Below are 24,147 nucleotides of genomic sequence, written 5' to 3'. Positions count from 1 at the left end.
AAATCCATCCAAAAAATGAACGCAACTTTGTCACTCTCTTTTCGCTAAATTCTAGCCATATCGTACCATTCTTTTTCGATATCGAGAAGGATAATTTGATAGATTGGCAGTTTTTTATCCGATTTCAGCTTGCTTTTGCCTCTGATTTTTTTTGCTGGGACCTTTGGAATATCAGAAGGCATGCTCCGCCGAAAAAGAGGACGGCAGTTGCGTAAAAAGCGGAAGAAATTCCGAAAAAGCTGGAAAGAACGCCGCCGAGCACCGGGCCGATGACATTGCCCAAAAATCTGAAACTTACATTATAGCCAAGCACTTCCCCTTGAATAGGCCCCGGAGATTCAACTCGGATTAAGGCGGTGATGCAGGGAATCATCCCGCCAAGCGCGATTCCGAACAGAAAGCGGAAGAACACAAGCATTTCATACTGAGATGTAAGTCCTTGCGGGATAACGCAAACCGCGGCAGCCAGCGCGAGAATCATCAATATTTTTCCATGGCCGAACCGATCGCCTAAGACGCCCCATTTTCTCGCGGCGAGAAGGCTTCCAAGGCCGGTTGCAGAAAAAGCCAGCCCTGAGAAAAATGCGAGATTGTCAGTTCCGTGCAGCTCGCTGACATATAAGGCAAGCAGCGGCTGAACACTAAAGTTTCCCACTTGAATCACAGCGGTGAGGATCATCGCCGTAATCAGCGGGCGCTGGTGCAAAATCGTCTGCAGCACCTGCTTTCTCGTATACCCGGCGGAGGCATCGCGCTTCGCCTTCAAAGGACGTTCACGCACTCCGATAAACACGAGGAAAACGGCGCTGTAAATGGCAAATGCCGTAATGAAAAACGTATATGTAAAACCGACGCGATCGGCGAGCAGACCGCCGAGCAAGGGGCCGAATAACCCTCCTGAGACCGTGCCCATCTGCAGCGTGCCGAGCACTTTGCCAGCCGTTTTTTTCGGCGTCTGAGCCGAAATCATGGCAAGGGAAGTGGGAATGAACCCGGTTACGAGCCCCATCGCCATTCTCAAAAAAAACAGTTCGTATACGGAAGAGACAAGGGACATGAGAAGAATGCAAGTGCCGATGCCGGTGCCCGTGATCAAGAGGATTTTTTTATAGCCGTGTTTATCTCCGAACCTTCCCCAAAAAGGAGAAACCAAAAAGGCCATCAAAAATGTGACGCCGAAAACGTATCCGCTCCATTTTGCCGTAAATCCGTCCGAATAGCTGCCGAGCGTTTCGATATAGAGGGAAAGAAACGGCAGAACCATTGTAGAGCTTGCGGCCACGAAAAAATTCGCGAACCACATGATCACAAGGTTTTTCTTATAAACAGAGATGCGAATCACCTTCTTAAAAAGTTTGAATTTCCTTCATTATAAATGAAATGTGGAAGCTGTATGGAATCGCTGCTCATTGAAAAAATGAAAATTGGGTATTTGAAGGAATTTTCAACATTTTCAGAAATTAAAACCTTAAATATAGAAATATAATGATATAATAAGAGAAATATGAACGTACTTTTGAAAACATTCAGAAGGCTTTAGGCTTGGACGATTTCAATCCGCTGCGCTACATCCATAAGTTTTTTATATTGAGATAGAAAGGCAGGTGTGAAAGTTGGAAGCGAGCACCTTACTGATTATTGATTTTGAATTTACAATGCCTGAGGGAAAGTATCACCCGCAAAATTTTTTCCCGGAAATCATAGAAGCAGGGATTGTAAAGGCGGTTCATGATGAGGTGGTTGAGACATTTTCAAGCTATATTAAGCCGAAGAAGTTCCCTAAATTAACGAGGCGCTGCAAAAAATTTCTCAGCATTACACAGGAACAGGTTGACCAAGGCATCACGTTTAACGCGTTGATTGAAAAGCTGCGGGAGCTTGATCCTGACCAAAACAGCGCCATCATTACATGGGGAAACATGGATATGAAAGTGCTGAAGCAAAATTGCATGTTCAACCATGTTCCGTTTCCGTTTAAAGGAGAGATGAGGGATCTTTCCATGGAGTACAAGGAATTCTTTGGTGACAAAACATTGACGAATTTGTGGAAAGCAGCGGAAGAGTACGGCGATTCAGGAACGGGAAAACAGCATAAAGCGCTAGACGACGCGATGACAACGTATAAGCTGTTTCGGCTCGTAGAACGGGATAAGAAGTATTTGGAAAATCCGAAACCGACGACGATCGGCGAACGGGTTGATCTTTCAAAAGTTTTTCCGCACGCCACATAAATAACCCAATCTGGCGAACAGATTGGGTTATTTGTGCGGGAAATATTCATTTTCAAGCGCATGAATAAGTTCAAGCGATTTTGCCGCGTATTCGGACGAATCGTTTTGCAGATCCGTTTTTAAACGGTTTAAAGCTGAGCGGAGCGAATCCGCATAATCCGGTACAGCTTCATCGAACGGCTTCACCATACGATGCGGGATATTTGTCTGTTCACCGAAAGCGAGCGCTTTTCGTTCATGAAAAAAAGGGACGTCTGCCTTGTTGGGATGGTGAAGATCGCCTTGCTTCGGGTGGGTCAGCACGGCGAGGATTTTGACAAGGTAGTGCATCGGTTTAACATCCGTAATTTCGCCGATGTAGACGCCTGTCTTATAAAAGCCCTTTACACGATCGCCGACTTGAAATTGGTTGTTCACTGCATCTGCCTCCTAATGGTATCATAATAAATAAATGGTAAAAAAATCATTTCAGGGAGGAAGAAAAATGGCGCCGTTTCTGATTCAGTTTATGCTCTATTTTCCTGAAGACAAAAGAGAATATATCCCTTCTTTTATTACGCTGGCCGTTTTCTTTATCATCGCAATTTTTGTATTCCGGCTGATCATTAAACATTCCAAAAAAGAAGCTGAAAAAGCGGAAAAGCTGGAAAGAGAATTGAATGAAACCATCCACAAGCGCTCTTAGAAGCGCCCGTTTTTCAGCCGGAACGCTTATGAAAAAGCGGTCTTCAGACGTCTGAGCCCGTCTTTTACAACAGAGAGCGAACATCCGACATTCATTCTGACGAATCCTTCTCCGCCCGGTCCGTACTTTGGTCCCGGCTCCAGAATCAGCTTTCCTTTATGAAGGAGAAGCCGTTTGATGTCCTGATCCGTCAATCCGAGCTTGCGGCAGTCAAGCCATGCCAAGTAAGAGGCGTCTGGCTCCATCATGCGGACCTCGGGCAGCTCCTCTGCTAAAAAGCGGCGGACTTCTTCCATATTTCGTTCGATGTAAGGGATAAGCTGATCGAGCCACGGTTCGCCTTTTGAATAGGCCGCTTCGATTGCTGCAACTGCAAATGTATTTAAAGAATGCAGTCCCTGACGCTGCATAACTTTTGCAAAGGCGGTTCTCTTCGCCTTGTCGGGTATGATGATGGCTGAGGCCTGCAACCCGGCCAAGTTAAACGTTTTGCTCGGTGCAATACATGTGATCGAAATATCCGCGAATTCCGGAGATAAAGAGGCGAACGGCGTATGGTTCAGTCCGTTCAGCATCAGGTCTGAATGGATTTCGTCGGAAACAACTGTGACACCGTGTTTAAGGCAGAGTTCGCCCAGCGTTGTCAGCTCTTCTTTCGACCATGAACGTCCGGAAGGATTGTGCGGATTGCAAAGAATGAACATCTTCACATCCGGTTCCCCAAGCTTTTTTTCAAGGTCGGAAAAATCCATTTCATAGCGGCCGTCTTTTTCGATTAATGGATTGTGTAACACAACCCGTCCGTTTTTTTCAACTATATCAAAGAACGGCGTATATACAGGCGGCTGTACGACCACCCGCTCTCCTGGCTCTGTGTACGCCTGCACCGCTTGGGCTAGCGCTGTTACAATGCCCGGGCTGAAAGTGATAAACGCCGGTTCAGTATTCCATCCGTGCCGGCGGCTAAGCCAATCGGTGACAGCTTCGTTCGTGCCCGCGCTTGCAGATGTATAGCCAAAAACCCCGTGCTCCAAGCGCTGCTGAAGAGCGTCGATAACGGGCTGGGGGGCGCGGAAATCCATATCAGCCACCCACATTGGAAGCGCGTCATCTACACCGAATAATTCCTGTGTTAAGTCCCACTTCACAGACTGGGTCCCGCGTCTGTTATGTTCTGTATTAAAATCCATGATCTCACCTCATGTCTTTTTCATATGTTATACATTAACTGTGATAAGGATAGATTGCAATGTTTTAACCATGAAAGCTTTTATAAAGTAAAGGGAGTGGCATCCGATGGAATGGAGCAGTGTGCCCTGAGTGGGCTTTTCAGCGTCATCTCAACCCTATGAGCTGGTATATTCGCCCGGTCTTTCTTGTGGCGCTTGCGTATTTTTGCTATAGGCGGACTTGGAAAGGCGTCATCGTTACTTTTTTGCTGATGACGAGCAGCATGTTTTGGTTTCCCGTCCCCGAGCGGATCAATCCGGAGATGCAGGCTGTTTTGGATTACGAGCAGATGCTTTTGTCCAACCCGCTTTCTGCCGTGCTCACGCTCGCTTTTATGATGGGGTTTCTCGTGTTGATTGGCGCGGCATTTTGGAAGCGCTCCTTAGGGTGGGGACTTGCGGTATTGAATGTGACGCTGATCGGCAAGGTTGTGCTGTCAGTGATGCTGACGGGGGAAAACGGCTGGGCGCCCCTCGGAAATACCGTGTTCGGATTGATTCTCGTCAACGGCATCGGGCTGCTGCTGATCGCCTGGCGGAGGAAGCGGAGACAAGCCGGCCGATAGCCTGGTGCTTTCCTTATCGACAAGCCGGCGCGTTATGATACAATAGCTTTTGAAACATTACAATGAAGCGGTGATCATGATGAAAGAAAGTCAGGCAGCAGCACAAATCATCCACATCATAAAGGAATGGGATCCGTTTCAAGCCGGACCCGATTTTTATGAAACGGAAGCGGCCGAGATTGTTCAGGCCGTCTACACGGAAAACGACGCAGAGCGGCTGGGCGAAGCTATCCAGTCCGTTTTTGAAGTATCATTTGATCAGACGCTGCCGCTGGCAAAATGCAAACAGCTGGCTGAACGGCTCCTTGCGATCAAAGACAGCAGTTCGTGCTGATCAAAATTAAAAACCGCCAAACGGCGGTTTTTTTATATTCATGTCAAAATGAAATCGGCAATTTTGTCTGATACATAATCCGGATTTTCTTCGGGGACGAGGTGGCCGGTTTCCCGCAGGGAATAGAAAATAGAATTGGGCAAATCCTGATGAAGCCTTTTGCCGATCTGTACAGGGACAACGCGGTCCTCTTCGCCCCAGATTAAGAGGGAAGGCGTCTCGATTTTCTTCAAATCGTCCGGTAATAAATCGCCTTCCCGGTGTCTGATGAGACGCGCGAGCGCCCTGAAAATTTGATCGTCGAGAAACGGTTTCAGGTAGCCATTGATCATCTCCTGATCGATCAGAGATCTGTCGTAGACAACATTCATGAGATTTTTCAGGACGCCTTGTTTTGACAGCCAGCGCTTGATGTACAAATAAAAATAAGGAATATGGCTCCCGAAAATGAGCGGGCGGGGGGAACGCTTTAAATAGCCTGAGCTGCACAGCAGGACGACTTTTTTGAACAGTTCAGGCCTTTCCTTTATCGCATAAAGTGAAATCTGGCCGCCCATCGAATGTCCGACAAGCACGGCGTCTCTAATCCTCAGCCTTTCGATCAGTTCGATGACCACCCTGGCCATGTTTTGATAGGTATACACAAAGGTGCTGGATTTTTCTGATTGGCCGAAGGGAGGCAGGTCAACGGCGACTAAATTAAACTCATCCTTCAGAAGAGGAATGATTTTTCTGTAGCAAAACGAGGAAGAAAGAAAGCCGTGTATTAAAACGAGCGATTGCCTGCCCGGATTCTCGTAATGCTCATAATATATATTGACCCCTTGAATGGTTTCAATAGAAGGTTTTGTTAACAGCATGATCCAAATCACTCCGAATGTTTTTCTTTCATGTTCAAACAATCTGGCTGCTGGCTGCATGTTGTCGCCTAAGTCCTGAGTACGTTATTTATCGTACCCGAAAAAATTTTTTTCACGCTTTGATTTCGCTTTTTTTACCGCCTTACATTCGTTCAAAAACGTGCTATAATATTCAGAAGATTTCTTGACATATAAAGGTGTGATAACGAGATGAAGCTAACAGAAAAAGAAACAGAAATATTGGAAATATTAGAGGAAAACAGCCGCCTCGAACCTGAAACCATTGCTAAAATGGCGAACATTTCACAGGAAGAAACAAAAGCGATTATCGAAAAGCTTGAAAAAGAAAAGGTCATCATCGATTATTCGGCAATGATCGACTGGCGAAAAGTCGACGGCCATGAAGGCGTGACAGCGATGATCGATGTGAAGGTAACACCGAAGCGCGGCGTCGGATTTGACGAAGTGGCCGAGCGGATTTATCGTTTTCAGGAAGTTGAATCCGTTTACTTGATGTCAGGCGTATATGATCTGTCTGTTGTCATCCGCGGCAGAACGATGTCGGATATTTCGCATTTCGTGTCCGAAAAATTATCGACGCTCGAATCGGTCGTGTCGACAACCACCCACTTTATTTTAAAGAAATACAAGCATGACGGTAAAGTTTTTGACTCCGGTGATGATGACAAAAGAATCGTGGTGTCTCCTTAAATGAGGACAACTTATATTTCTAAAGCAGCCCAGCAAATCAAACCGTCGGGCATCCGCAAATTTTTTGATCTTGCGTCCACAATGGAAGGCGTGATTTCATTGGGCGTCGGAGAGCCCGATTTTGTAACGGCGTGGAATGTCAGGGAAGCGAGCATCCTTTCCCTTGAACAGGGCTACACGTCATATACGGCAAACGCGGGTCTTCTTTCTTTGCGAAAAGAGATCAGCGCTTATCTGAATAAACGCTTTCATCTGGATTATGCTCCTGATGACGAGCTGATTGTCACAGTCGGAGCAAGCCAGGCGCTTGATATTGCGGTCAGGGCGATCCTTGATCCCGGAGAAGAAGTGCTGATTCCCGAGCCTTGTTTTGTCGCTTATGAAGCGCTTGTTTCTTTGGCGGGGGGGAAAGCGGTTCACATTCACACGAACGCAGAACGCGGATTTAAAGCGAGCGCAGCCGATTTTGAAGCCGTTCTGACTGAACGTACGAAGGCCATTATCCTTTGCACCCCGTCTAATCCGACAGGCTCTGTGTATACAAAAAAAGAACTGGAAGAGATCGCGACTTTTGCTGAACAGCATGACCTGATTGTAATAGCGGATGAAATATACGCCGAGCTGACATACGATGAAGCGTATACAAGCTTTGCGGAAATCGCCGGAATGAAAAAGCGGACGATATTGATATCGGGTTTTTCGAAAGGGTTTGCCATGACAGGCTGGCGCCTTGGATATGTCGCAGCTCCTGCATATTTAAGGGATCCTATGCTGAAAATTCACCAGTACTCGATGATGTGCGCGCCGAGCATGGCTCAATTTGCGGCGGAGGAAGCCCTTAAAAACGGTCTCGAAGACGTCGAAAAGATGAAAAAAAGCTATCGCCGCCGAAGGAATGTGTTTGTGGATTCACTGAACGAAATCGGGCTTGACTGTCATCAGCCGGGGGGCGCTTTTTACGCGTTTCCCTCCGTTAAAAAAACGGGCATGAGTTCAGAACAGTTTGCTGAGGAGCTTCTCATCGCAGAAAAAGTCGCCGTCGTCCCGGGCAATGTTTTCGGGCCGAGCGGCGAAGGCTATATCAGATGTTCTTACGCTTCCTCGCTTGAACAGCTTCAGGAAGCGCTCGTCAGAATGAAACGCTTTGTCCAGAAGACCGGTGCAGTTCAATAAAAAAATGCGCACCTAAAAGGTCCGCATCAACATAAGGGGGGGAATACTAGAAAGCCTTAGTTGTTCTTTAGTATTCCCCTTTCAGCTCGGTTTTAAACATACAATGCTTAAAAAAGTTTTTTTGCTTAATAAAGACTTGTATGATATAATTTTTTATTGCGTATAAAAAGAGTTAAATTCATATGATTTAGGAGTTGTTAGTTATGACAGCAAAATTTGAAGTAGGCAGTGTTTACACTGGAAAAGTGACTGGATTACAGGCGTACGGAGCGTTTGTTGCATTAGATGAAGAAACACAGGGACTCGTGCATATTTCTGAAGTAACACACGGTTTCGTTAAAGATATTAATGAGCACTTGGCGATCGGTGATGAGGTGCAAGTGAAGGTTCTTTCTGTAGATGAGGAAAAAGGCAAAATCAGCCTTTCTATCCGCGCTACACAGGCAGCTCCTGAACGAAAAGAAAGCAAGCCTAGAAGACAAAAGGCTGTTCAAGCCGAAGATACAGCCGCTCCACAAGGATTCAACACGTTAAAAGACAAACTTGAAGAGTGGATCGAGCAGTCCAACAGAAAAGATCTTATTAAGAAGTAAATGAAAAAACTCCGGCAAAAGCCGGAGTTTTTTTATCGCATTTCCGGCTGCTTGGCGTCTTCGCCAGCAGTCTCTTCAGCCGGTCTAAATAAAAGTCCGAGGTTGATCAGACCTGCAATTCCGACAAGCGCGTAAACGGTCCGGGCTAAAGCGGATCCTTGACCGCCAAAAATGGCTGCAACCAAGTCAAATTGAAAAAATCCTATCAGTCCCCAATTGATTGCTCCAATGATTGTTAATACCAATGCAATACGTTGAAGTGCATTCATTTGTTTTTCCTCCTTTTTGAAGTCCTATATTTCACATTTATAGATTGCGACGGATTTGGAAACATTATACGCCTGAGGAGCAGATCGCTTTACAGGGCATTCGGCGATTTCCCATAATAGTAAATAAAGGAGGAGATGTAGATGGATAATTTTACATATTGGAATCCCACGAAGCTGATATTCGGCCGGGGAGAAGTTGAAAAGCTGGCAGAAGAGGTGAAACACTACGGCCGCAATGTCCTGCTCGTATACGGAGGAGGCAGCATTAAACGAAATGGTTTATACGATCAAGTGATTTCAATTCTTGAAAAGGCAGGCGCGACCGTCCATGAATTGCCCGGTGTCGAACCGAATCCGCGTGTTGCCACTGTGAATAAAGGAGTCGCGATATGCAAAGAGAACGATATTGACTTTCTATTGGCAGTCGGCGGCGGAAGCGTCATCGATTGTACGAAAGCGATCGCCGCCGGAGCGAAATACGACGGCGATGCATGGGATATTGTGACAAAAAAACATATTCCTGCTGATGCGCTGCCGTTTGGAACGGTTTTAACGTTGGCAGCAACAGGATCGGAAATGAACTCGGGATCTGTGATCACAAATTGGGAAACCAATGAAAAATACGGCTGGGGAAGCCCGCTCGTATTCCCTAAATTTTCAATTCTTGATCCGGTCAACACATTTACCGTTCCGAAAGACCACACGATTTACGGCATTGTCGACATGATGTCCCACGTGTTTGAGCAATATTTTCACCATACCGAAAATACTCCTTATCAGGACCGGATGTGCGAATCCCTGCTCAAAACGGTGATTGAAACAGCTCCTAAGCTCATTGAAGACCTTGAAAACTATGAGCTGCGCGAAACGATTCTCTATACAGGCACCATTGCGCTGAACGGTATGCTATCAATGGGCGCACGCGGAGACTGGGCGACGCACAATATCGAGCACGCTGTTTCGGCCGTCTACGATATTCCGCATGCGGGAGGGCTTGCGATCCTGTTCCCGAATTGGATGAAGCACACGCTTTCCGAAAATGTCGGCCGCTTTAAACAGCTTGCCGTACGCGTTTTTGACGTAGATGAAACAGGAAAAACCGATCGTGAAGTGGCGCTTGTTGGAATCGAGAAGCTGTCTGAATTCTGGACCAGCCTTGGCGCGCCAAATCGTCTTGCTGATTATGACATCACAGATGAGAAGCTGGATCTGATTGCCGACAAAGCGATGGCAAACGGCGAATTCGGCCGCTTTAAAACGCTGAATAAAGACGATGTTCTGTCTATTTTGAAGGCTTCTTTATAAGATTTCTTGACGGCTCAAGGAGGACCGCCATACCTTGAGCCGTTGTTCATTTGTTATCTTTTTGACAAAACTGCGCGTGGCGGCTGAAAAACATGCATTTTTGCGCGCCTGCCTCCATCCTCCTTTTTTTCGTCACTTGATTTAACGAAGGAGTTCATATAAAGTGAAAAGGGAAGAGGCTGTCGCCGAAAATCGACATGTTTTAAAACCCTTTGGCCCGCACTCTCATGAAAATGAAAGCGCTGGCGGGTATATGGAAGAAAACAGCTAGTACTGGAGGTTTAATAATATGACGCATGTCCGTTTTGACTACTCAAGAGCATTGCCATTCTTTAAAGAACATGAACTTACATATCTGCGTGACTTCGTGAAAGTCGCCCACCATACCATTCACGAAAAAACAGGTGCAGGCAGCGACTTTTTAGGATGGGTGGATCTTCCGACTGACTACGACAAAGAAGAATTCGCCCGCATTAAAAAATGCGCTGAAAAAATTCAAAATGATTCCGATGTTTTGCTGGTTGTCGGAATTGGCGGTTCATACCTCGGCGCAAGAGCGGCGATCGAAATGCTGAATCATTCATTTTACAATGTGCTGCCGAAAGAAAAGCGTAAAACGCCGCAAGTGATTTTCATCGGCAACAACATCAGCTCTTCTTACATGAGAGACGTGATGGATCTTCTTGAAGACGCTGATTTTTCAATCAACGTGATTTCTAAATCAGGCACAACGACAGAACCGGCGATTGCTTTCCGGATCTTCCGCAAGCTTCTTGAAGAAAAGTATGGAAAAGAAGAAGCGAAACGCCGCATTTATGCAACAACTGATAAAGAGCGGGGCGCATTAAAAACGCTTGCTAATGAGGAAGGCTTTGAATCATTTATCATTCCTGACGATGTCGGTGGCCGCTTTTCTGTGCTCACAGCGGTCGGCTTGCTTCCAATCGCAGTCAGCGGAGCCGATATCGATGAAATGATGAAGGGCGCCCGCGATGCGAGCAAAGACTTCTCCACATCAGAGCTTGAAGACAATCCGGCTTACCAATACGCGGTCGTCAGAAATGTCCTTTATAACAAAGGCAAAACGATTGAAATGCTGATCAACTACGAGCCGGGCCTTCAGTACTTTGCAGAATGGTGGAAGCAGCTCTTTGGCGAAAGTGAAGGAAAAGACGAAAAAGGCATTTATCCATCTTCAGCCAACTTCTCGACGGATCTTCACTCTCTTGGACAATACGTACAAGAAGGAAGAAGAGACATGTTCGAAACGGTGCTGAACGTTGAAAAGCCGAGACATGAGCTGACAATCGAAGAAGCGGACAATGATCTTGACGGCTTAAACTACCTTGCCGGCAAAACGGTCGACTTCGTCAATAAAAAAGCGTTCCAAGGCACAATGCTCGCGCACACAGACGGTAATGTGCCGAACCTGATCGTGAACGTACCTGAAATGAACGCTTACACGTTCGGCTACCTCGTATACTTCTTTGAAAAAGCCTGCGCAATGAGCGGATACCTGCTCGGCGTCAACCCGTTTGACCAGCCTGGAGTGGAAGCGTACAAAGTCAATATGTTCGCTCTCCTCGGCAAGCCTGGCTTCGAAGAGAAAAAAGCAGAGCTTGAGAAACGTTTGGATCAATAAACGAAAAAACAGCCTCCGGACTTATTGTCCAGGAGGCTGTTTTAATTCATATGACGGATGCTGAAGTCCAGTAGACGGATAAAATTCGTCATGAGTGTAGACGAATCCCAATTTTTCCAGTCGTTTTTGTGAAGCTGTATTTTCAGGGTGATGTCCCGCAAACAGCTTTTTTGCCCGGATTTTGTTAAATGCGTATTCAATCATGGCCTCAGCCGCTTCAGATGCATAACCTTTCCCCCAAGCCGAACGGACGAGATGAAAACCAAGCTCGTACACATCATTTTCCGGGTCATAGGGGCGAAGTCCGCAACATCCGATGAATTCGTTGTTTCCTGTTTTAAATATCGGGAAGTATTGCACACCGTGTGTTTTGTATTGTTCGATCTCAAGCAGCAAACGATTTCTTATTTCGCTATCGGTCATAATTCCGTCTGCTGTCAGATATTTGGCCACATCTCGATTTCCCCACAATGTCTTTGCCAAATTCAAATTCTCTTTAGCCCATAAAGAAAAGCCGATGCGTGTTGTTTGCAGAAAGCAGTGCTTCATTCCATTCCGGTCCCCCTTGTAAGGCAGCTGTTCACCTTATTTTAACACGGCAATAGCCGGCGGGGCTCGTTAACCTAATGATTCATCCCGTAAATCGTAAACGCGAGATAAGTCGCGAAAAAACTCCACAACACATAAGGGACAAGGAGAAGTGCTGCTCTTTTATGAATGCGAAGTGTAATCAAGGCGAGCTTAAGAGCGGTCAAGGCTACGAAAAAGGAGTCGGCCGCGGCAGCAAGTACGTTTTTTTCCGTGAATTGAAAATAGCTGAATGCCTGGTTAAACAAATAGTTAATGATCAGCATGATCCAAAATGGCGCCGCTGCTTTTCTCAGATCATATGTGGCATACACAAGCGCCGCCGCTAATGAAATGAAGGCGAACAGCACGCTCCAGATGGTTCCGATCAAACGGCCTGACGGTGTCCAATCCGGTTTGTTCAATGACTCATACCATTCACGATCTACGGGAAATAAAACGCTCGCCAGTGAAAACAGTGCATATGTAACGAGAAACACGATGACAGCCGTTGCTATTTTTTCCTTCTTCAATAAAAGTCCCTCCCCATAGTAAGCTTGATACCTTTGTCTTTCCCTATTCGTTTAAATATACTCATACCGCACAAGCTTCTGATCCATACTAAAAAATAAAACGGGTGAAGTGACATCATGTTATTTGTATTGGAAACGTTGTTTCTCATCTTAACGGGTATTGTTCTGCTGAGAATTTCGGGGAGGAAATCAATTTCGCAAATGACAATAGCCACCACCGTCGTCATGATTTCCATCGGAACGATCATTGTTCAGCCGATCATTGAAGACAGCATTTTTAAAACGGTGGCAGCTGCATCGATCTTTATCATCGTCCTTCTGTTGATCGAGTATTTGAAAATGAAATTTGATTTTTTTGAAAGCCTGATTGCGGGGAAAGCCGTTGTATTAATCGAAAACGGCGAGCTTCAGAAGCAGAACCTAAAAAGGCACCGCCTGACTGTCGACCAGCTGGAAATGAGGCTCAGGACACAGGGGATTTCAAAATTATCGGACGTGAAAAACGTAACGCTCGAATCAAACGGCCAGATCGGCTACGAGTTATCGGATGATGCAAAGCCTTTTACTATGGGAGAGTATAAAAAATTCCTCCGCATGCAAAACAACCTGCAGCAGCCGGAGGACAATCTGTTTAAGGAAATCAATGAAGGGCACCTGCACGAACCTGATAAACAATTGCGCTAGGGCCCTGAAGTATAAAAACGAAAAAAGGAGTTTTTTTATGATAAGCTTACCTTCTGAACTGGAAAACCGGTCGTTTTCTCTTTATCATCTCGAACAGACGCTCAAGCCTCTCGGTTATGTAATCAGCGGCGGCTGGGAATATGACCGCGGCTTTTTTGACTATAAAATTGATGATGAGGAAGGATACTTATTTTTGCGGATTCCGTTTGAAGCGGAGGACGGACAGCTTGATTCGCAAAATGCGACGGTCAAGCTCGGTACACCATTTTTGCTTCGCCACGTCTATCAGGAAGCGCTGGACGACTACGTCGTTCAGGGGAATTTTCGCGCATCTTTTGACCAGTTTGCTGAACCGAAAGAAAAAGACGCCGATATTCCCGGCGTCTATGAAAAGCTTGGCCAATCGTATGTAAAAGAACTCGAAAAGGCGCTTCTTTCCTAAAGTGACAGCAGCTGGTCTGTCGGCTGAAGCTTGTACGAAAATGAAGGAGACAGCACAGGCCCGTCTTTTTGGTGAATACCGATGACGAAAATGTCTTCCTTCATGAAATGGTGAATCACTTCTTGAAAAGACGCACCTTCCATCGTCTTCGGAAGCGGAACCCGATGGACTTTGAAATGAATATCGGCTTCCTTAAATAGCGGATCAGGAAGCTGATTTTTAATGAGAAAATGCTGCAGCATCGCTGTTTTTAAAAGGTCCGCCGTACTGATGATTTGGTTCGCTCCGGCGCGCTCGGCATTTTTTTTCTGCTTTTCCGTCAAGATTTCTACAACGCAATACACCGACGGGTTCAAGCCTTTAACAGCCAGCAATGTTAAGACCGACTGCATATCTGCAGATATTTCGCTTTTATGCTGATCGGCGGTAATAAAGACGATTTCAGCTTCTTCAATATTGGCTTTTTGCAGTGTGGCATCATCCGCAGCGGGTCCTCTGATGAAATGAATGTTTTCCATCAGAGGGCCTTCCTTTAGTGTTTCATCAATGAGCACGATCGTTTTGTTTGAATCGGCGGCCTGGAGCGTCCTCATCAGCTTGTTGGATTTCTCGTTCCAGCCGATCAGGATCATATGTCCCTTGCCTCTGTAGTTGACCTTGCCTTCGGCGTAGCGCTGCTGCTTGCTAAAAGCGGCCGTCGCCATCGTTGCAAAATAGGCCGTGACAAACGCTGCCCCTATTAAAATAAGGAGCATGCCGACGGTTTTGCCGAGTGCGGTTTTAGGGACAAAATCGCCATATCCGACTGAGGACACGGTGATCAGCGCCCACCATACGCCTTCAAAAACGTTTGAAAACTGCTGCGGCTCGACGAATGTGATCAGCTGGCCGAAAAGGATGATCAATAAAAGGATAATGATTGCGATGCGGACATATATCGGCCACCTCAGCCATGCGATAAATACACGGTTTGATTTCATGTTTCTTCACCGTCTTTCCGCAGGGAAAATGATAAAATCTCTTTGATGATTGCATTTAACTTTTGATTGGTGCTTACTTTCCCGTGCTGTTCAATCGCTTGTCTGATCATCTCAGCCGTTTCTTCTTCAAATTCGATCAGCTGCTCGTCTTTTTCCGATTCGTTATAGAGAAGAATGAACGCATCAAGCCCTTCATTCATTTTATCAATCGCCGTGCTTAGCTGTTCTTTTTCCTGATCCGTTACTTTCACCGTGTCACCACCCGAGTTCGCCTTTTTACTCAGTATATCCCTCTTTTACAAAAATTTTTCAGGTAAAAATAAACCTTTGTTAACCGACAATAACCGGTAGAGCTGAAGATTTTTACTGGGTGTCATATCGGTTCCCGTCCTTCCATACACTTTTTATAAACGGATGAGGGATGGGAGCGGAATGTCCTGTTTAATGAGGCTCTTTTTCATACTGGTCGGAGTCCAGCTGATGGCGGCGGCATCCATTCAATTCATTTTTGATTTAAACGCCGTTTATCATTCCTCTGATGAGGTATTCTGGAGGGAGTTTTTCAAGGAGCTGTCCACAAGGCCGCCTTTCTATATCATGGTGTCAGGAATGGTGCTGATCTTTATCGGGGTTTGTTTACCGCGAAGAAAAAGGTAGTGCACTTTTCTGTACAAAAGGAAATCCCTCGGGATAAAATATATTTACAATTAAAATTTTAAACGACTTATCACAAGAGGGAAGATGATTGCATGAGCATGATTTTTTACTTGTTAACATTTGCTGCATTAGGTTTATCGATTTGGGCACAATTTAAAGTAAAGAGCAACTTTGAAAAATATTCAAAAGTAGAGGCGTCAAGCGGGAGAACTGGAGCCGAAGTGGCCAGACAGATTCTCGACCAAAACGGCCTTTACGATATCCCGGTTGAACCGGTAAGAGGAACCTTGACAGACCATTATGACCCGACAGCACGCGTTGTGCGCCTGTCCGAACCCGTATATTACGGCCGTTCAATTGCAGCGGTTTCCGTTGCTTCCCATGAATGCGGACATGCCCTGCAGCATCAGGAATCATACGGCGCACTTGTTTTGAGGCATAAGATGTTTCCGATCGTGAACTTTTCTTCGGGAGTGGCGCCGTTTTTGTTTATCGGCGGAATGCTGCTCGGAAGCCTGAATCTGATCGGACTCGGCATCATTTTGTTTTCGGCGGCCGTATTCTTTCAGCTTGTGACACTGCCTGTTGAATTTAACGCAAGCTCCCGGGCAAAAAGGATCATCGTTTCAGAAGGAATGATCCGCAACACGGAAGAAAGAGGCGTCAGCAAGGTGCTGGATGCCGCGGCTCTGACATATGTTGCTGCAGCGCTTGTTTCGCTGTTTGAGCTGCTGCGCTTCGTCGCAATTTTCCTGTCCGGTCGTAATGACTAACCATTCGTCTTAAGGAGGTGGCCCCTTACCATATTTGGTAAGGGCTTTTTTTGAATATCCTGAATCTCATACTCGTCATACTTTTAATTGCAGCTACGGCTTTTTTCGTTGTCGCCGAATTTGCGATCGTCAAAATCCGCGGCACAAAAATCGATCAGCTTGTTGAAAGCGGGGATAAGCGGGCGATTGCGGCCAAAAGAGTGGTGACAAATCTTGATGAATATTTGTCTGCCTGCCAGCTCGGCATTACCATCACCGCATTAGGGCTCGGCTGGCTCGGAGAATCGACATTCGAAAGGATCATCCATCCGCTTTTTGAACTATTTGGCCTGCCTGAATCCGTTTTAAGAGTGGCTTCGATTGTTACCGCCTTTGTCATTATTACATTTTTGCACGTTGTGGTCGGCGAGCTTGCGCCAAAAACGATTGCGATTCAAAAAGCGGAAGCCGTCAGCTTATGGACGGCGAAGCCGCTCATTTTGTTTTATAAAATCATGTTCCCGTTTATCAAACTGCTGAATGGCTCGGCCCGGCTGTTAACGAAGCTGTTCGGGTTCCATTCGGTTAAAGAGCATGAAGTGGCAATCAGTGAGGAAGAGCTGCGGCTTATGCTGTCTGAAAGCTATAAAAAAGGAGAAATCAACCAGTCTGAGTATAAATACGTCAACAAAATTTTTGAATTTGACAACAGACTGGCCCGGGAAATCATGGTGCCGAGAACGGAGATGGCTACCTTGTTGGCCGATCAATCCATAAAAGAAGCGATTGAAACCGTCATTAATGAACGCTATACGAGATATCCGGTCATTAAGGATGATAAAGATCATATTATCGGAATTGTCAACAGCAAGGATTTGTTTAAATCGTATTTTCTCGACGAGACGATTCCTTTAACGGACTTAATGAGGCCTGTCATCAGGGTGATTGAGAACATACCGATCCAGGAGCTCTTGATTCGCATGCAGAAGGAACGGATTCATATGGCCATTCTTGTTGATGAGTACGGCGGAACGGCAGGACTGGTTACGGTTGAAGACATATTGGAGGAAATCGTCGGGGAAATCCGGGATGAGTTTGATCAGGACGAAATGCCGCACATTATAAAAAAAGGCGAACACCATTATATTATGGACGGAAAGGCTTTAATCGACGAAGTGAATGACCTCCTTCATATCGCGATTGAAAACGAAGAAGTCGATACGATTGCCGGCTGGCTTCTGACGCAAAAGATGGAGCTGAAAAACGGTGACATCTTCAAAACTGAGGGATGCGAATTTAAAATTCTTGATGCTGAAGATCATCATATCCGTTTCATTGAAGTGAAAAAAACGGAATTTTAAAAAGACAGCTGCGGGCGACCGCGGCTGTTTTTTAGTTCGATGGCCGTTCTTTATTTCAATAAAATGGATATCTTTTCAAAGATAAGAGGATATATCTATGGAAATTCATGACTTTTTACGAATGTACTCCGTTTCGTTCTTTTTTATAATAGGGTGTATAAATATGAGGAGGTTTTCAATACGTGAGAAACAACCATTTGCTAAAAGCTATCCTGCTATGGGGAGCTGTATGTATCATGCTGCTGACGGGGCCGCTCTCAGCGCTTGCTGCTTCGTCATCAAACCCGTCGGATAAATTGTATTTTAAAAACAAAAAATACTACATATTCAACAATGTTTGGGGAGCCGACCAGGTCAGCGGCTGGTGGCAGACCATTTATCATAACAATGATTCAGACATGGGCTGGGTATGGAATTGGCCGAGCAATACAAGCACAGTAAAAGCTTATCCGTCGATCGTCAGCGGCTGGCATTGGACTGAAGGCTATACTGCGGGCAGCGGCTTCCCGACCCGATTGTCAGATCAAAAAAACATCAACACGAAAGTCAGCTATTCGATCAGTGCGAACGGCACGTACAATGCCGCATATGACATTTGGCTCCACAATACAAACAAGGCAAGCTGGGGTTCGGCTCCAACCGATGAGATTATGATCTGGCTCAATAACACAAATGCCGGACCTGCCGGTTCTTATGTCGAAACTGTTTCGATCGGCGGGCACAATTGGAAAGTATATAAAGGCTATATTGATGCTGGAAGCGGCAAAGGATGGAACGTGTTTTCATTTGTCAGAACGGCAAACACCCAACGTGCGAACCTGAATGTTCGGGATTTCACGAATTATCTTGCCGACTCCAAACATTGGCTTTCCAAAACAAAGTATGTCAGCAGTGTGGAATTCGGGACGGAAGTTTTCGGAGGCACAGGACAAATTAATATTTCCAATTGGGACGTAACAGTCCGCTGATGGATTCACACCGCTCTTTCACAAAAAGAGCGGTGTTTAATTTATTCCAAATGTTCTTTTTTAGGCGTTCGCAACTGAAATATTACGATACCATCCTTACGTATTGCCGTTTATCTTCATCCTGTATAACCACTCCAAGCTTTGCCAGGTCTTTGCGCAGAATTTTTGCTTCTTCATGTTTATTATCCAGTAAAGCTCGTTCTCTGGCTAAAAGTAGCGTATTGATATGCGAGGGAAAATCGGGGTGATCCGCAACCCAGCGTTGATACTCATTCTTAAAAGGATCTTCGTCTGCCCATTTATAGCCGTGATGTTTAAAAGCACTTTCTGCAAGGGCTCTCTTTGATTCAAGTTGTTCACGGTACAATTCAGTACCCTTATGATCAAGAACAACAAGATCCTTATTCTCAAGATAAACTGCAGAAATGTCTTTTTTCTCAATCACTTCTTCTTTCTCTTTAAACAACAGCTTCACATTTTGATCAGAGATGAACACCTGAAGAATTTCAGTGAAAATATATTGTGAAAAAAATAGGCCGGCAACGATTCCGATAACTGCAGCGATAATTGAAACCCAGAAATTGTTTAGTGATGTGATAAATTCCAAAGGCCCTTTAAAAGGAACGATTGGAATGGTCAATACCCAATCGGCTATAACAGGCAAAAACCATCCAAGAACAGCTCCTAAAACCGGTGGAATGATCCAATATAAGGTTTTCTCTATTTTAGATAATCCAATAATCGTTTCCTGATTCAAAATCTTTCACTGCCTTTCATCACATGACTGACTGCTATTTCCCATATTTTTTTATAATCCATCTCGATTCCTAAAATCATAAAGTTACCCAAATTATCAATGATCAGGGCAAGGGAGTGTGCATTCACTTTGGTGTTTTTAGAAGAGATGACACCGAGTTCGACACCGTAAGAAAGCAATGCTTCAAAACCTTCTAAGAATTGTTCCATGATAGATTTAAGCTTTTTCTCATATCTTGGTTTTTGTGCTGCACTTAAAACAAATTCGTGTACCACTTTTAAAGCAGGAGAGTTATGTTTATACTCTTCAAAATAGCGTATGCCGTCTGTTATTAATCGTTTTTTAAAGTTCTCCTTCGTGTACTCATTGATTGAAAAAAATTCAGAGAAATTGTGATCATCAAATACAATGTGAAATAGATAATCCACCAGCTCTTCTTTAGAAGGGAAATAATAGTAAATAGCCGGTTTAGAAATGCCGACTTCCGATGCAATCATTGAAAGGCTCGTGCCTTTTAGGCCGTGTTGGGCAATAAGAGTAAATGCTGCTTCAACAATCGCATCTTGGGTGTTCATTTTCTTTTTCATTGAAATCATCCTTAGCATAATCTGTATATTTATTTTACTTACCGATAGGTAAAAAAGCAACTGTAATTTATGCTTTACATATTCTGTATTAACAGATGCTCCGTTTCAAAAGGATTAAAGCTTCTTTCACCTACTCTTGCCATCACCCTTGCTGCCTTCAAAGGATTTATAAGCCGCAAAGCATATTTAGTATTGAGAAACGTATAATCGTTGGTATATCAAAGTTTATAGGATGTTTATGTTCGGAGTCTAAAAATATTTTATTCATATATCATAATGTCTTCACAACAAGGGGTGTTTGAATGACAAGGGCATGGTGGAAAGAGGCTGTCATATATCAAGTGTATCCGCGCAGTTTTATGGATTCGAACGGGGATGGCATCGGAGATATCAACGGGATCAGAGAGAAGCTTCCGTATATCAGGGAGCTCGGGGCAGATGCCATTTGGATTTGTCCGGTCTTTGATTCTCCCAATGCCGATAACGGTTATGACATCAGGGATTATCAAAGCATTATGCCGGAATTTGGCACGATGGACGACTTTGACACTCTGCTGACTGAAGCGCATCAGCTCGGAATGAAACTGATCATCGATCTCGTCATCAATCATACGAGCGATGAACATCCATGGTTTATCGAATCAAGGGCAGAGCGGAATTCCGGGAAGCGGGACTGGTATATTTGGCAAGACGGAAAGGACGGAAGCGAACCGAACAACTGGGAAAGCATATTCGGCGGCTCAGCCTGGACCTATGACGAAAAAACAGAGCAATATTATCTGCACCTGTTTCACGAAAAGCAACCGGATCTGAATTGGGAAAACAGTGACATGCGAAGCGCTCTTTATGACATGATCAACTGGTTGCTTCAAAAAGGAATCGACGGGTTCAGGGTTGACGCGATTTCACACATTAAGAAAAAAGAAGGACTTCCGGATCTGCCGAATCCCGAAGGGCTCTCTTTTGTGCCTTCATTTGCTTATCATATGAATGTCGACGGGATTATAGCGTTATTGCAGGAACTAAAAGAAAATACGTTCGCCGGGTATCCCCATATCATGACAGTCGGCGAAGCAAACGGTGTCAGCGCTGAAGAAGCGGAGGACTGGGTTGGAGAATCAAACGGGATATTCAGCATGATTTTCCAATTTGAACACCTCGGTCTTTGGGGGATTGAAGGCGGAGAACTCGATCTCCCCGAACTCAAGCGGATATTGTCAAACTGGCAATCGGTTCTTGAGGGGAAAGGGTGGAACGCGCTTTTTATCGAAAATCATGATCAACCCCGGGCCGTTTCAGTCTGGGGAGATGACGGGAAATACAGAGTAGACAGCGCCAAGGCCTTAGCTGCGATGTATTTTTTGATGAAAGGCACCCCGTTTATTTATCAAGGGCAGGAAATCGGAATGACAAACGCGATTTTCTTCGATATAGATGATTATGATGACGTATCGATTAAAAATGATTACCGGATTCAAAAAGAAAAGGGCCGCTCACACGAAGACATCATGAAGGCGGTTTGGAAAAAGAGCAGGGATCACGCCCGCACGCCGATGCAATGGACGGATCGGCCAAATGCCGGCTTTACTAAAGGAGAACCGTGGCTCTGCATGAACGAAAATTACAAGCTGATCAATACAGTTCATCAGCAGCATGACCCCCGGTCAGTCTATCATTTTTATAAACGGTTGATCGCGATCAGAAAGCGGTATGACGTCTTCATCGACGGATCATATGAACTGCTCTTGCCTGAGGACCGGCAGATTTTCGCATACTTGCGAAAGCTTCGGGAAGAAACGGCCATCGTGATCGTCAACCTTAGCGCGCGCCAGGCGTTTTACCATCATCCCGCATACCCGTTATGTACGGACGGACTGCTGCTGTCAAATGCTGATATCAACGCGCACAAGCACCTTACATCTTTTGTGATGAAGCCTTATGAGGCGCGCGTTTACATGATCAGACAGGAAATCGGCGATTTATAACGAATAGAGAAAGGGTGCCAGGAAAGGAGCGGATTCGTATGTTGAAAAAAATACAGATTCAAACAAACCGGCGCGATGAAATGCTTGATATTACAAATGACGTCCAAAGATTCATTTCAGAAAATGGCGTTTCCAGCGGCACTGTTATTGTCTACTGTCCGCATACAACGGCAGGCATTACGATTAATGAAAATGCCGACCCCGATGTCAAACGCGATATGCTGAGAAGGTTCGATGAAGTGTATCCGTGGGAACATGAGCTTGACCGCCATATGGAAGGGAATACTGCGGCGCATTTGAAAGCGAGCACGGTCGGGACATCGCAACATATGATCATTGAAGGGGGCAGGCTTGTCCTCGGGACTTGGCAGGGCATATATTTTTGCGAGTTCGACGGCCCGAGGCATCGGACATGCTATTTTAAAATCACAGCCGATTGAAAGGAGAAAATAAAATGAATCAGTTCATGGAACGTCTCTCTTTATCAAAGCCTGTGATCCAGGCGCCGATGGCGGGTGGACCGACAACACCAAGGCTCGCCGCCGCCGTATCAGATTGCGGCGGCTTAGGCAGCCTTGCATCCGGCTATTTGACGCCGGAAGTTCTTCAACAACAGATTCTGGAGACTAAAAAGCTGACATCAGCCGGATTTCAAGTCAACCTCTTCATTCCGGAAAAACGGGAAAACGTCAGACGGGAAGAATATGAAGGGTGGAAAGAGAAGATACCTTATGCACGTTCGGCTTCACCTGTGCCAGAAGAGAAACACGATTGGGACGATTTTTACGAGAAAATCGAAATCATTTTAAGGGAAGGGGTCAGCGCCGTTTCATTTACGTTTGGCCCGCCGCCGGCCGATGCCGTCAAAGAACTGAAAGACCGAAACTGCTGTTTAATGGGCACCGCCGTTTCGGTTGAAGAAGCCTTGATGCTTGAAGAATTGGGGATGGATGTCATCGTTGTTCAAGGAAGTGAAGCTGGCGGCCACAGGGGTGCCTTTTTGAAAACGAAGGGAGAACCCGCTGTCGGCTCGATGGCTTTAATTCCCCAAGCGGCAGATCATGTGTCGGTTCCGATTATTGCAGCGGGCGGCATTTTTGACAAAAGAGGTGTTGCGGCAGCTTTTGCCCTCGGCGCACAGGGCGTTCAAATCGGCACCGCTTTTTTGACGTGCGAAGAAAGCGGAACACACCCTGCATACAAACAAAAATTGCTCGAAGCGGTTGAAACAGACACAAGGCTGACCCGTTTGTTCTCAGGGAAGCCGGCAAGAGGCATCGTCAATCAATGGATGGAAGACAGGCGCCCGGACGAAGCTGAAGCGCTGCCTTATCCTCTGCAAAATACGCTGACGCAGCCGATGAGAAAACAGGCGAAGCTTGAAGGGAATCCGGACGGCATGTCATTGTGGTCCGGGCAGGGCGTGCGGGCCTCCGTCCGGCTAACGACGGTGAAGGAGCTGATGGATCAGCTTGCGCCTGCCGATGTGCTATCTGATCATTTGTATTAATGCAGGAATATCAACCCGTGTCACTTGAGAAAGCAGATAGGCGGACGTCTGTGCATGAGGCTTTCTCAGCCCGTTCAGTTTTTCAATGATCGTTTCGCCGCTTAAGATCCCCAGACCGTGTGCCGCATAGAGATTATTTTCAAGTAAAATAGCGTTTTCTCCGCGCCACTGCGGTCTTTCGGGATCGAATTCAGGGTTCTTGAAATACAGGCAGTCTCCCGGAAGGTAGTCGTTCCCCTTATCTGTATAGATCGGCAGCCGCTCATAATGCCAATCGTATAAAATGATTCTTTGATAATTCCGGTCAAATGTCTGATCGCCGATCGTTTTGAGGAGCGCCATATAAAAAATGATGACAATCGCAGTTGCGCACTCAAAAGCATAAAGAGAGCCGCTTTCGAAAATATTTCGAATCGCCTTTGAAGCCGGCGCTCTGTACTTCAACTCCAAAGCCCCCTCAGGCGTCACCCTCCAAAACTCTTCATTCCCGTATGTCTTTGAAAAGGTGGCAAACTTTGCTCCGCTGTTGATCAGCTCTCTGGCTGATTCGACGGTATGCACTCTGAATCTCAGCTCAAATAACAGTTCTGAGATTGAACCGTATCTATATCTGGACGGCATGGCCAGCATCCGGTTGGCAATGTCTCTCTGCGTCTGACTGACATTCAGTTTTTCGATATCCTCAGGACGGAGCCAGTAGCCCGAAACACTTATCATAGGATACACCCTTTTCCCTTTTTTATTAGCGTATGCCTGATGCTTGGGC

Annotated in this window: 29 protein-coding genes and 1 pseudogene; 18 read left to right on the top strand and 12 right to left on the bottom strand. The window is 45.7% G+C overall.

Annotated features, from left to right (window positions below; genetic code table 11):
• Positions 1-124 precede the first annotated feature (124 nt).
• Complete coding sequence (locus MKZ04_RS12010) at positions 125-1,303, bottom strand: MFS transporter (protein WP_025809721.1); 1,179 nt, start codon at positions 1,301-1,303, stop codon at positions 125-127.
• Positions 1,304-1,613: 310 nt separating this feature from the next.
• On the opposite strand from MKZ04_RS12010, the gene kapD reads away from it, so the two are divergent.
• Positions 1,614-2,231: a 3'-5' exonuclease KapD gene (gene kapD, locus MKZ04_RS12005; protein WP_023856141.1), complete on the top strand. Its 618-nt coding sequence runs from the start codon at positions 1,614-1,616 to the stop codon at positions 2,229-2,231.
• Between the two features lie 27 nt (positions 2,232-2,258).
• On the opposite strand, the gene MKZ04_RS12000 is transcribed toward kapD, so the two are convergent.
• Positions 2,259-2,648 (bottom strand): kinase-associated lipoprotein B, encoded by a 390-nt coding sequence (locus MKZ04_RS12000; protein WP_023856140.1) that lies wholly within the window; start codon positions 2,646-2,648, stop codon positions 2,259-2,261.
• Positions 2,649-2,715: 67 nt separating this feature from the next.
• Between MKZ04_RS12000 and MKZ04_RS11995 the strand changes: the two genes are divergently transcribed.
• A complete protein-coding gene (locus tag MKZ04_RS11995) occupies positions 2,716-2,916 on the top strand; it encodes a hypothetical protein (RefSeq protein ID WP_039072953.1) in 201 nt (66 codons plus the stop codon).
• A 26-nt stretch (positions 2,917-2,942) separates the two neighbouring features.
• On the opposite strand, the gene MKZ04_RS11990 is transcribed toward MKZ04_RS11995, so the two are convergent.
• Positions 2,943-4,106 carry a MalY/PatB family protein gene (locus tag MKZ04_RS11990; protein WP_025809718.1) on the bottom strand — a complete coding sequence of 388 codons (1,164 nt, stop codon included), beginning with the start codon at positions 4,104-4,106 and terminating at the stop codon, positions 2,943-2,945.
• 106 nt (positions 4,107-4,212) lie between these two features.
• Here MKZ04_RS11990 and MKZ04_RS11985 point away from each other — a divergent pair.
• A pseudogene (locus MKZ04_RS11985) lies at positions 4,213-4,711 on the top strand (hypothetical protein).
• Positions 4,712-4,790: 79 nt separating this feature from the next.
• Positions 4,791-5,045 (top strand): DUF1871 family protein, encoded by a 255-nt coding sequence (locus tag MKZ04_RS11980; protein WP_023856137.1) that lies wholly within the window; start codon positions 4,791-4,793, stop codon positions 5,043-5,045.
• 38 nt (positions 5,046-5,083) lie between these two features.
• Here the strand turns inward: MKZ04_RS11980 and MKZ04_RS11975 are convergent, their stop codons facing one another.
• Entirely contained in the window at positions 5,084-5,905 is an 822-nt protein-coding gene (locus MKZ04_RS11975; protein WP_023856136.1) for an alpha/beta fold hydrolase, read from the bottom strand.
• A 210-nt stretch (positions 5,906-6,115) separates the two neighbouring features.
• Here MKZ04_RS11975 and MKZ04_RS11970 point away from each other — a divergent pair, with 210 nt between their 5' ends.
• From MKZ04_RS11970 to yugI, 3 genes are all read left to right on the top strand, one after another.
• On the top strand, positions 6,116-6,616 hold the full coding sequence (locus MKZ04_RS11970; RefSeq protein ID WP_003184796.1) for an Lrp/AsnC family transcriptional regulator: 501 nt from the start codon (positions 6,116-6,118) through the stop codon (positions 6,614-6,616).
• Positions 6,617-7,789, top strand: a complete 1,173-nt coding sequence (locus MKZ04_RS11965; protein ID WP_023856135.1) for an aminotransferase — start codon at positions 6,617-6,619, stop codon at positions 7,787-7,789.
• A gap of 203 nt (positions 7,790-7,992) precedes the next feature.
• Positions 7,993-8,382, top strand: coding sequence for a S1 domain-containing post-transcriptional regulator GSP13 (gene yugI, locus MKZ04_RS11960; RefSeq protein WP_020452765.1), 390 nt, complete (start codon positions 7,993-7,995; stop codon positions 8,380-8,382).
• 32 nt (positions 8,383-8,414) lie between these two features.
• Here yugI and MKZ04_RS11955 read toward each other — a convergent pair whose 3' ends face one another.
• A complete protein-coding gene (locus tag MKZ04_RS11955; protein WP_020452764.1) occupies positions 8,415-8,651 on the bottom strand; it encodes a DUF378 domain-containing protein in 237 nt (78 codons plus the stop codon).
• 141 nt (positions 8,652-8,792) lie between these two features.
• Here MKZ04_RS11955 and MKZ04_RS11950 point away from each other — a divergent pair, with 141 nt between their 5' ends.
• Both MKZ04_RS11950 and MKZ04_RS11945 read left to right on the top strand, forming a co-directional pair.
• Positions 8,793-9,956 (top strand): iron-containing alcohol dehydrogenase, encoded by a 1,164-nt coding sequence (locus MKZ04_RS11950; protein ID WP_023856133.1) that lies wholly within the window; start codon positions 8,793-8,795, stop codon positions 9,954-9,956.
• Between the two features lie 289 nt (positions 9,957-10,245).
• Complete coding sequence (locus MKZ04_RS11945) at positions 10,246-11,598, top strand: glucose-6-phosphate isomerase (RefSeq protein WP_020452762.1); 1,353 nt, start codon at positions 10,246-10,248, stop codon at positions 11,596-11,598.
• Between the two features lie 21 nt (positions 11,599-11,619).
• Here MKZ04_RS11945 and MKZ04_RS11940 read toward each other — a convergent pair whose 3' ends face one another.
• Together MKZ04_RS11940 and MKZ04_RS11935 are read right to left on the bottom strand one after the other, a co-directional pair.
• A complete protein-coding gene (locus MKZ04_RS11940) occupies positions 11,620-12,147 on the bottom strand; it encodes a GNAT family N-acetyltransferase (protein WP_020452761.1) in 528 nt (175 codons plus the stop codon).
• 74 nt (positions 12,148-12,221) lie between these two features.
• Positions 12,222-12,698 carry a TspO/MBR family protein gene (locus MKZ04_RS11935; protein ID WP_039072951.1) on the bottom strand — a complete coding sequence of 159 codons (477 nt, stop codon included), beginning with the start codon at positions 12,696-12,698 and terminating at the stop codon, positions 12,222-12,224.
• Positions 12,699-12,815: 117 nt separating this feature from the next.
• Between MKZ04_RS11935 and MKZ04_RS11930 the strand changes: the two genes are divergently transcribed.
• Together MKZ04_RS11930 and MKZ04_RS11925 are read left to right on the top strand one after the other, a co-directional pair.
• Positions 12,816-13,382 (top strand): DUF421 domain-containing protein, encoded by a 567-nt coding sequence (locus tag MKZ04_RS11930; protein ID WP_023856128.1) that lies wholly within the window; start codon positions 12,816-12,818, stop codon positions 13,380-13,382.
• A gap of 37 nt (positions 13,383-13,419) precedes the next feature.
• Positions 13,420-13,824 (top strand): YugN-like family protein, encoded by a 405-nt coding sequence (locus tag MKZ04_RS11925; protein WP_020452758.1) that lies wholly within the window; start codon positions 13,420-13,422, stop codon positions 13,822-13,824.
• Here MKZ04_RS11925 and MKZ04_RS11920 read toward each other — a convergent pair.
• Together MKZ04_RS11920 and MKZ04_RS11915 are read right to left on the bottom strand one after the other, a co-directional pair.
• A complete protein-coding gene (locus tag MKZ04_RS11920) occupies positions 13,821-14,804 on the bottom strand; it encodes a potassium channel family protein (protein WP_020452757.1) in 984 nt (327 codons plus the stop codon). The genes MKZ04_RS11925 and MKZ04_RS11920 overlap by 4 nt on opposite strands.
• Entirely contained in the window at positions 14,801-15,055 is a 255-nt protein-coding gene (locus MKZ04_RS11915) for a membrane-integrating protein MstX (protein ID WP_020452756.1), read from the bottom strand. Before MKZ04_RS11915 ends, MKZ04_RS11920 begins: the two co-directional genes overlap by 4 nt.
• Before the next feature lie 181 nt (positions 15,056-15,236).
• Between MKZ04_RS11915 and MKZ04_RS11910 the strand changes: the two genes are divergently transcribed.
• From MKZ04_RS11910 to MKZ04_RS11895, 4 genes are all read left to right on the top strand, one after another.
• On the top strand, positions 15,237-15,461 hold the full coding sequence (locus MKZ04_RS11910; protein ID WP_023856126.1) for a hypothetical protein: 225 nt from the start codon (positions 15,237-15,239) through the stop codon (positions 15,459-15,461).
• A gap of 98 nt (positions 15,462-15,559) precedes the next feature.
• Positions 15,560-16,234, top strand: coding sequence for a zinc metallopeptidase (locus MKZ04_RS11905; protein ID WP_023856125.1), 675 nt, complete (start codon positions 15,560-15,562; stop codon positions 16,232-16,234).
• Positions 16,235-16,284: 50 nt separating this feature from the next.
• Positions 16,285-17,574 (top strand): hemolysin family protein, encoded by a 1,290-nt coding sequence (locus MKZ04_RS11900; protein ID WP_026580038.1) that lies wholly within the window; start codon positions 16,285-16,287, stop codon positions 17,572-17,574.
• A gap of 182 nt (positions 17,575-17,756) precedes the next feature.
• Positions 17,757-18,542 (top strand): GH12 family glycosyl hydrolase domain-containing protein, encoded by a 786-nt coding sequence (locus tag MKZ04_RS11895; protein ID WP_020452753.1) that lies wholly within the window; start codon positions 17,757-17,759, stop codon positions 18,540-18,542.
• An 82-nt stretch (positions 18,543-18,624) separates the two neighbouring features.
• Here the strand turns inward: MKZ04_RS11895 and MKZ04_RS11890 are convergent, their stop codons facing one another.
• Complete coding sequence (locus tag MKZ04_RS11890) at positions 18,625-19,299, bottom strand: YqeB family protein (RefSeq protein WP_023856124.1); 675 nt, start codon at positions 19,297-19,299, stop codon at positions 18,625-18,627.
• Complete coding sequence (locus tag MKZ04_RS11885; protein WP_145654514.1) at positions 19,296-19,886, bottom strand: TetR/AcrR family transcriptional regulator; 591 nt, start codon at positions 19,884-19,886, stop codon at positions 19,296-19,298. The genes MKZ04_RS11890 and MKZ04_RS11885 overlap by 4 nt, the downstream gene beginning before the upstream one ends.
• A gap of 302 nt (positions 19,887-20,188) precedes the next feature.
• Here MKZ04_RS11885 and MKZ04_RS11880 point away from each other — a divergent pair, with 302 nt between their 5' ends.
• Genes MKZ04_RS11880 through MKZ04_RS11870 form a run of 3 tightly spaced genes read left to right on the top strand, consistent with a single transcriptional unit; the run spans position 20,189 to position 23,381 of the window.
• A complete protein-coding gene (locus MKZ04_RS11880) occupies positions 20,189-21,871 on the top strand; it encodes a glycoside hydrolase family 13 protein (RefSeq protein ID WP_341045964.1) in 1,683 nt (560 codons plus the stop codon).
• A 38-nt stretch (positions 21,872-21,909) separates the two neighbouring features.
• Entirely contained in the window at positions 21,910-22,311 is a 402-nt protein-coding gene (locus MKZ04_RS11875) for a secondary thiamine-phosphate synthase enzyme YjbQ (protein WP_096748284.1), read from the top strand.
• A 14-nt stretch (positions 22,312-22,325) separates the two neighbouring features.
• Positions 22,326-23,381, top strand: coding sequence for a nitronate monooxygenase (locus tag MKZ04_RS11870; protein ID WP_023856121.1), 1,056 nt, complete (start codon positions 22,326-22,328; stop codon positions 23,379-23,381).
• On the opposite strand, the gene MKZ04_RS11865 is transcribed toward MKZ04_RS11870, so the two are convergent.
• On the bottom strand, positions 23,361-24,098 hold the full coding sequence (locus tag MKZ04_RS11865) for a protein-glutamine gamma-glutamyltransferase (protein WP_020452748.1): 738 nt from the start codon (positions 24,096-24,098) through the stop codon (positions 23,361-23,363). The genes MKZ04_RS11870 and MKZ04_RS11865 overlap by 21 nt on opposite strands.
• Between the last annotated feature and the right edge of the window lie 49 nt (positions 24,099-24,147).

Origin of the sequence: Bacillus sp. FSL W7-1354, from assembly GCF_038002405.1 — a bacterium.
In the GTDB taxonomy this organism is placed as follows: Bacteria; Bacillota; Bacilli; order Bacillales; family Bacillaceae; genus Bacillus; species Bacillus paralicheniformis.
Note: the sequence above shows the minus strand (reverse complement) of the source record. Positions and strands in the feature narration are given on the sequence as shown.

Coding starts and splice junctions, on each gene's coding strand:
- MKZ04_RS11950 (WP_023856133.1), top strand. CDS start 8,793: ATGGATAATTTTACATATTGGAATCCCACGAAGCTGATATTCGGCCGG.
- MKZ04_RS11875 (WP_096748284.1), top strand. CDS start 21,910: ATGTTGAAAAAAATACAGATTCAAACAAACCGGCGCGATGAAATGCTT.
- MKZ04_RS11980 (WP_023856137.1), top strand. CDS start 4,791: ATGAAAGAAAGTCAGGCAGCAGCACAAATCATCCACATCATAAAGGAA.
- MKZ04_RS11910 (WP_023856126.1), top strand. CDS start 15,237: ATGTCCTGTTTAATGAGGCTCTTTTTCATACTGGTCGGAGTCCAGCTG.
- MKZ04_RS11940 (WP_020452761.1), bottom strand. CDS start 12,147: ATGAAGCACTGCTTTCTGCAAACAACACGCATCGGCTTTTCTTTATGG.
- MKZ04_RS11920 (WP_020452757.1), bottom strand. CDS start 14,804: ATGAAATCAAACCGTGTATTTATCGCATGGCTGAGGTGGCCGATATAT.
- MKZ04_RS11990 (WP_025809718.1), bottom strand. CDS start 4,106: ATGGATTTTAATACAGAACATAACAGACGCGGGACCCAGTCTGTGAAG.
- MKZ04_RS11945 (WP_020452762.1), top strand. CDS start 10,246: ATGACGCATGTCCGTTTTGACTACTCAAGAGCATTGCCATTCTTTAAA.
- MKZ04_RS11975 (WP_023856136.1), bottom strand. CDS start 5,905: ATGCTGTTAACAAAACCTTCTATTGAAACCATTCAAGGGGTCAATATA.
- MKZ04_RS11925 (WP_020452758.1), top strand. CDS start 13,420: ATGATAAGCTTACCTTCTGAACTGGAAAACCGGTCGTTTTCTCTTTAT.
- MKZ04_RS11970 (WP_003184796.1), top strand. CDS start 6,116: ATGAAGCTAACAGAAAAAGAAACAGAAATATTGGAAATATTAGAGGAA.
- MKZ04_RS11870 (WP_023856121.1), top strand. CDS start 22,326: ATGAATCAGTTCATGGAACGTCTCTCTTTATCAAAGCCTGTGATCCAG.
- yugI (WP_020452765.1), top strand. CDS start 7,993: ATGACAGCAAAATTTGAAGTAGGCAGTGTTTACACTGGAAAAGTGACT.
- MKZ04_RS11885 (WP_145654514.1), bottom strand. CDS start 19,886: ATGAAAAAGAAAATGAACACCCAAGATGCGATTGTTGAAGCAGCATTT.
- MKZ04_RS11965 (WP_023856135.1), top strand. CDS start 6,617: ATGAGGACAACTTATATTTCTAAAGCAGCCCAGCAAATCAAACCGTCG.
- MKZ04_RS12010 (WP_025809721.1), bottom strand. CDS start 1,303: ATGTGGTTCGCGAATTTTTTCGTGGCCGCAAGCTCTACAATGGTTCTG.
- MKZ04_RS11880 (WP_341045964.1), top strand. CDS start 20,189: ATGACAAGGGCATGGTGGAAAGAGGCTGTCATATATCAAGTGTATCCG.
- MKZ04_RS11905 (WP_023856125.1), top strand. CDS start 15,560: ATGATTTTTTACTTGTTAACATTTGCTGCATTAGGTTTATCGATTTGG.
- MKZ04_RS11930 (WP_023856128.1), top strand. CDS start 12,816: ATGTTATTTGTATTGGAAACGTTGTTTCTCATCTTAACGGGTATTGTT.
- MKZ04_RS11955 (WP_020452764.1), bottom strand. CDS start 8,651: ATGAATGCACTTCAACGTATTGCATTGGTATTAACAATCATTGGAGCA.
- MKZ04_RS11865 (WP_020452748.1), bottom strand. CDS start 24,098: ATGATAAGTGTTTCGGGCTACTGGCTCCGTCCTGAGGATATCGAAAAA.
- MKZ04_RS11995 (WP_039072953.1), top strand. CDS start 2,716: ATGGCGCCGTTTCTGATTCAGTTTATGCTCTATTTTCCTGAAGACAAA.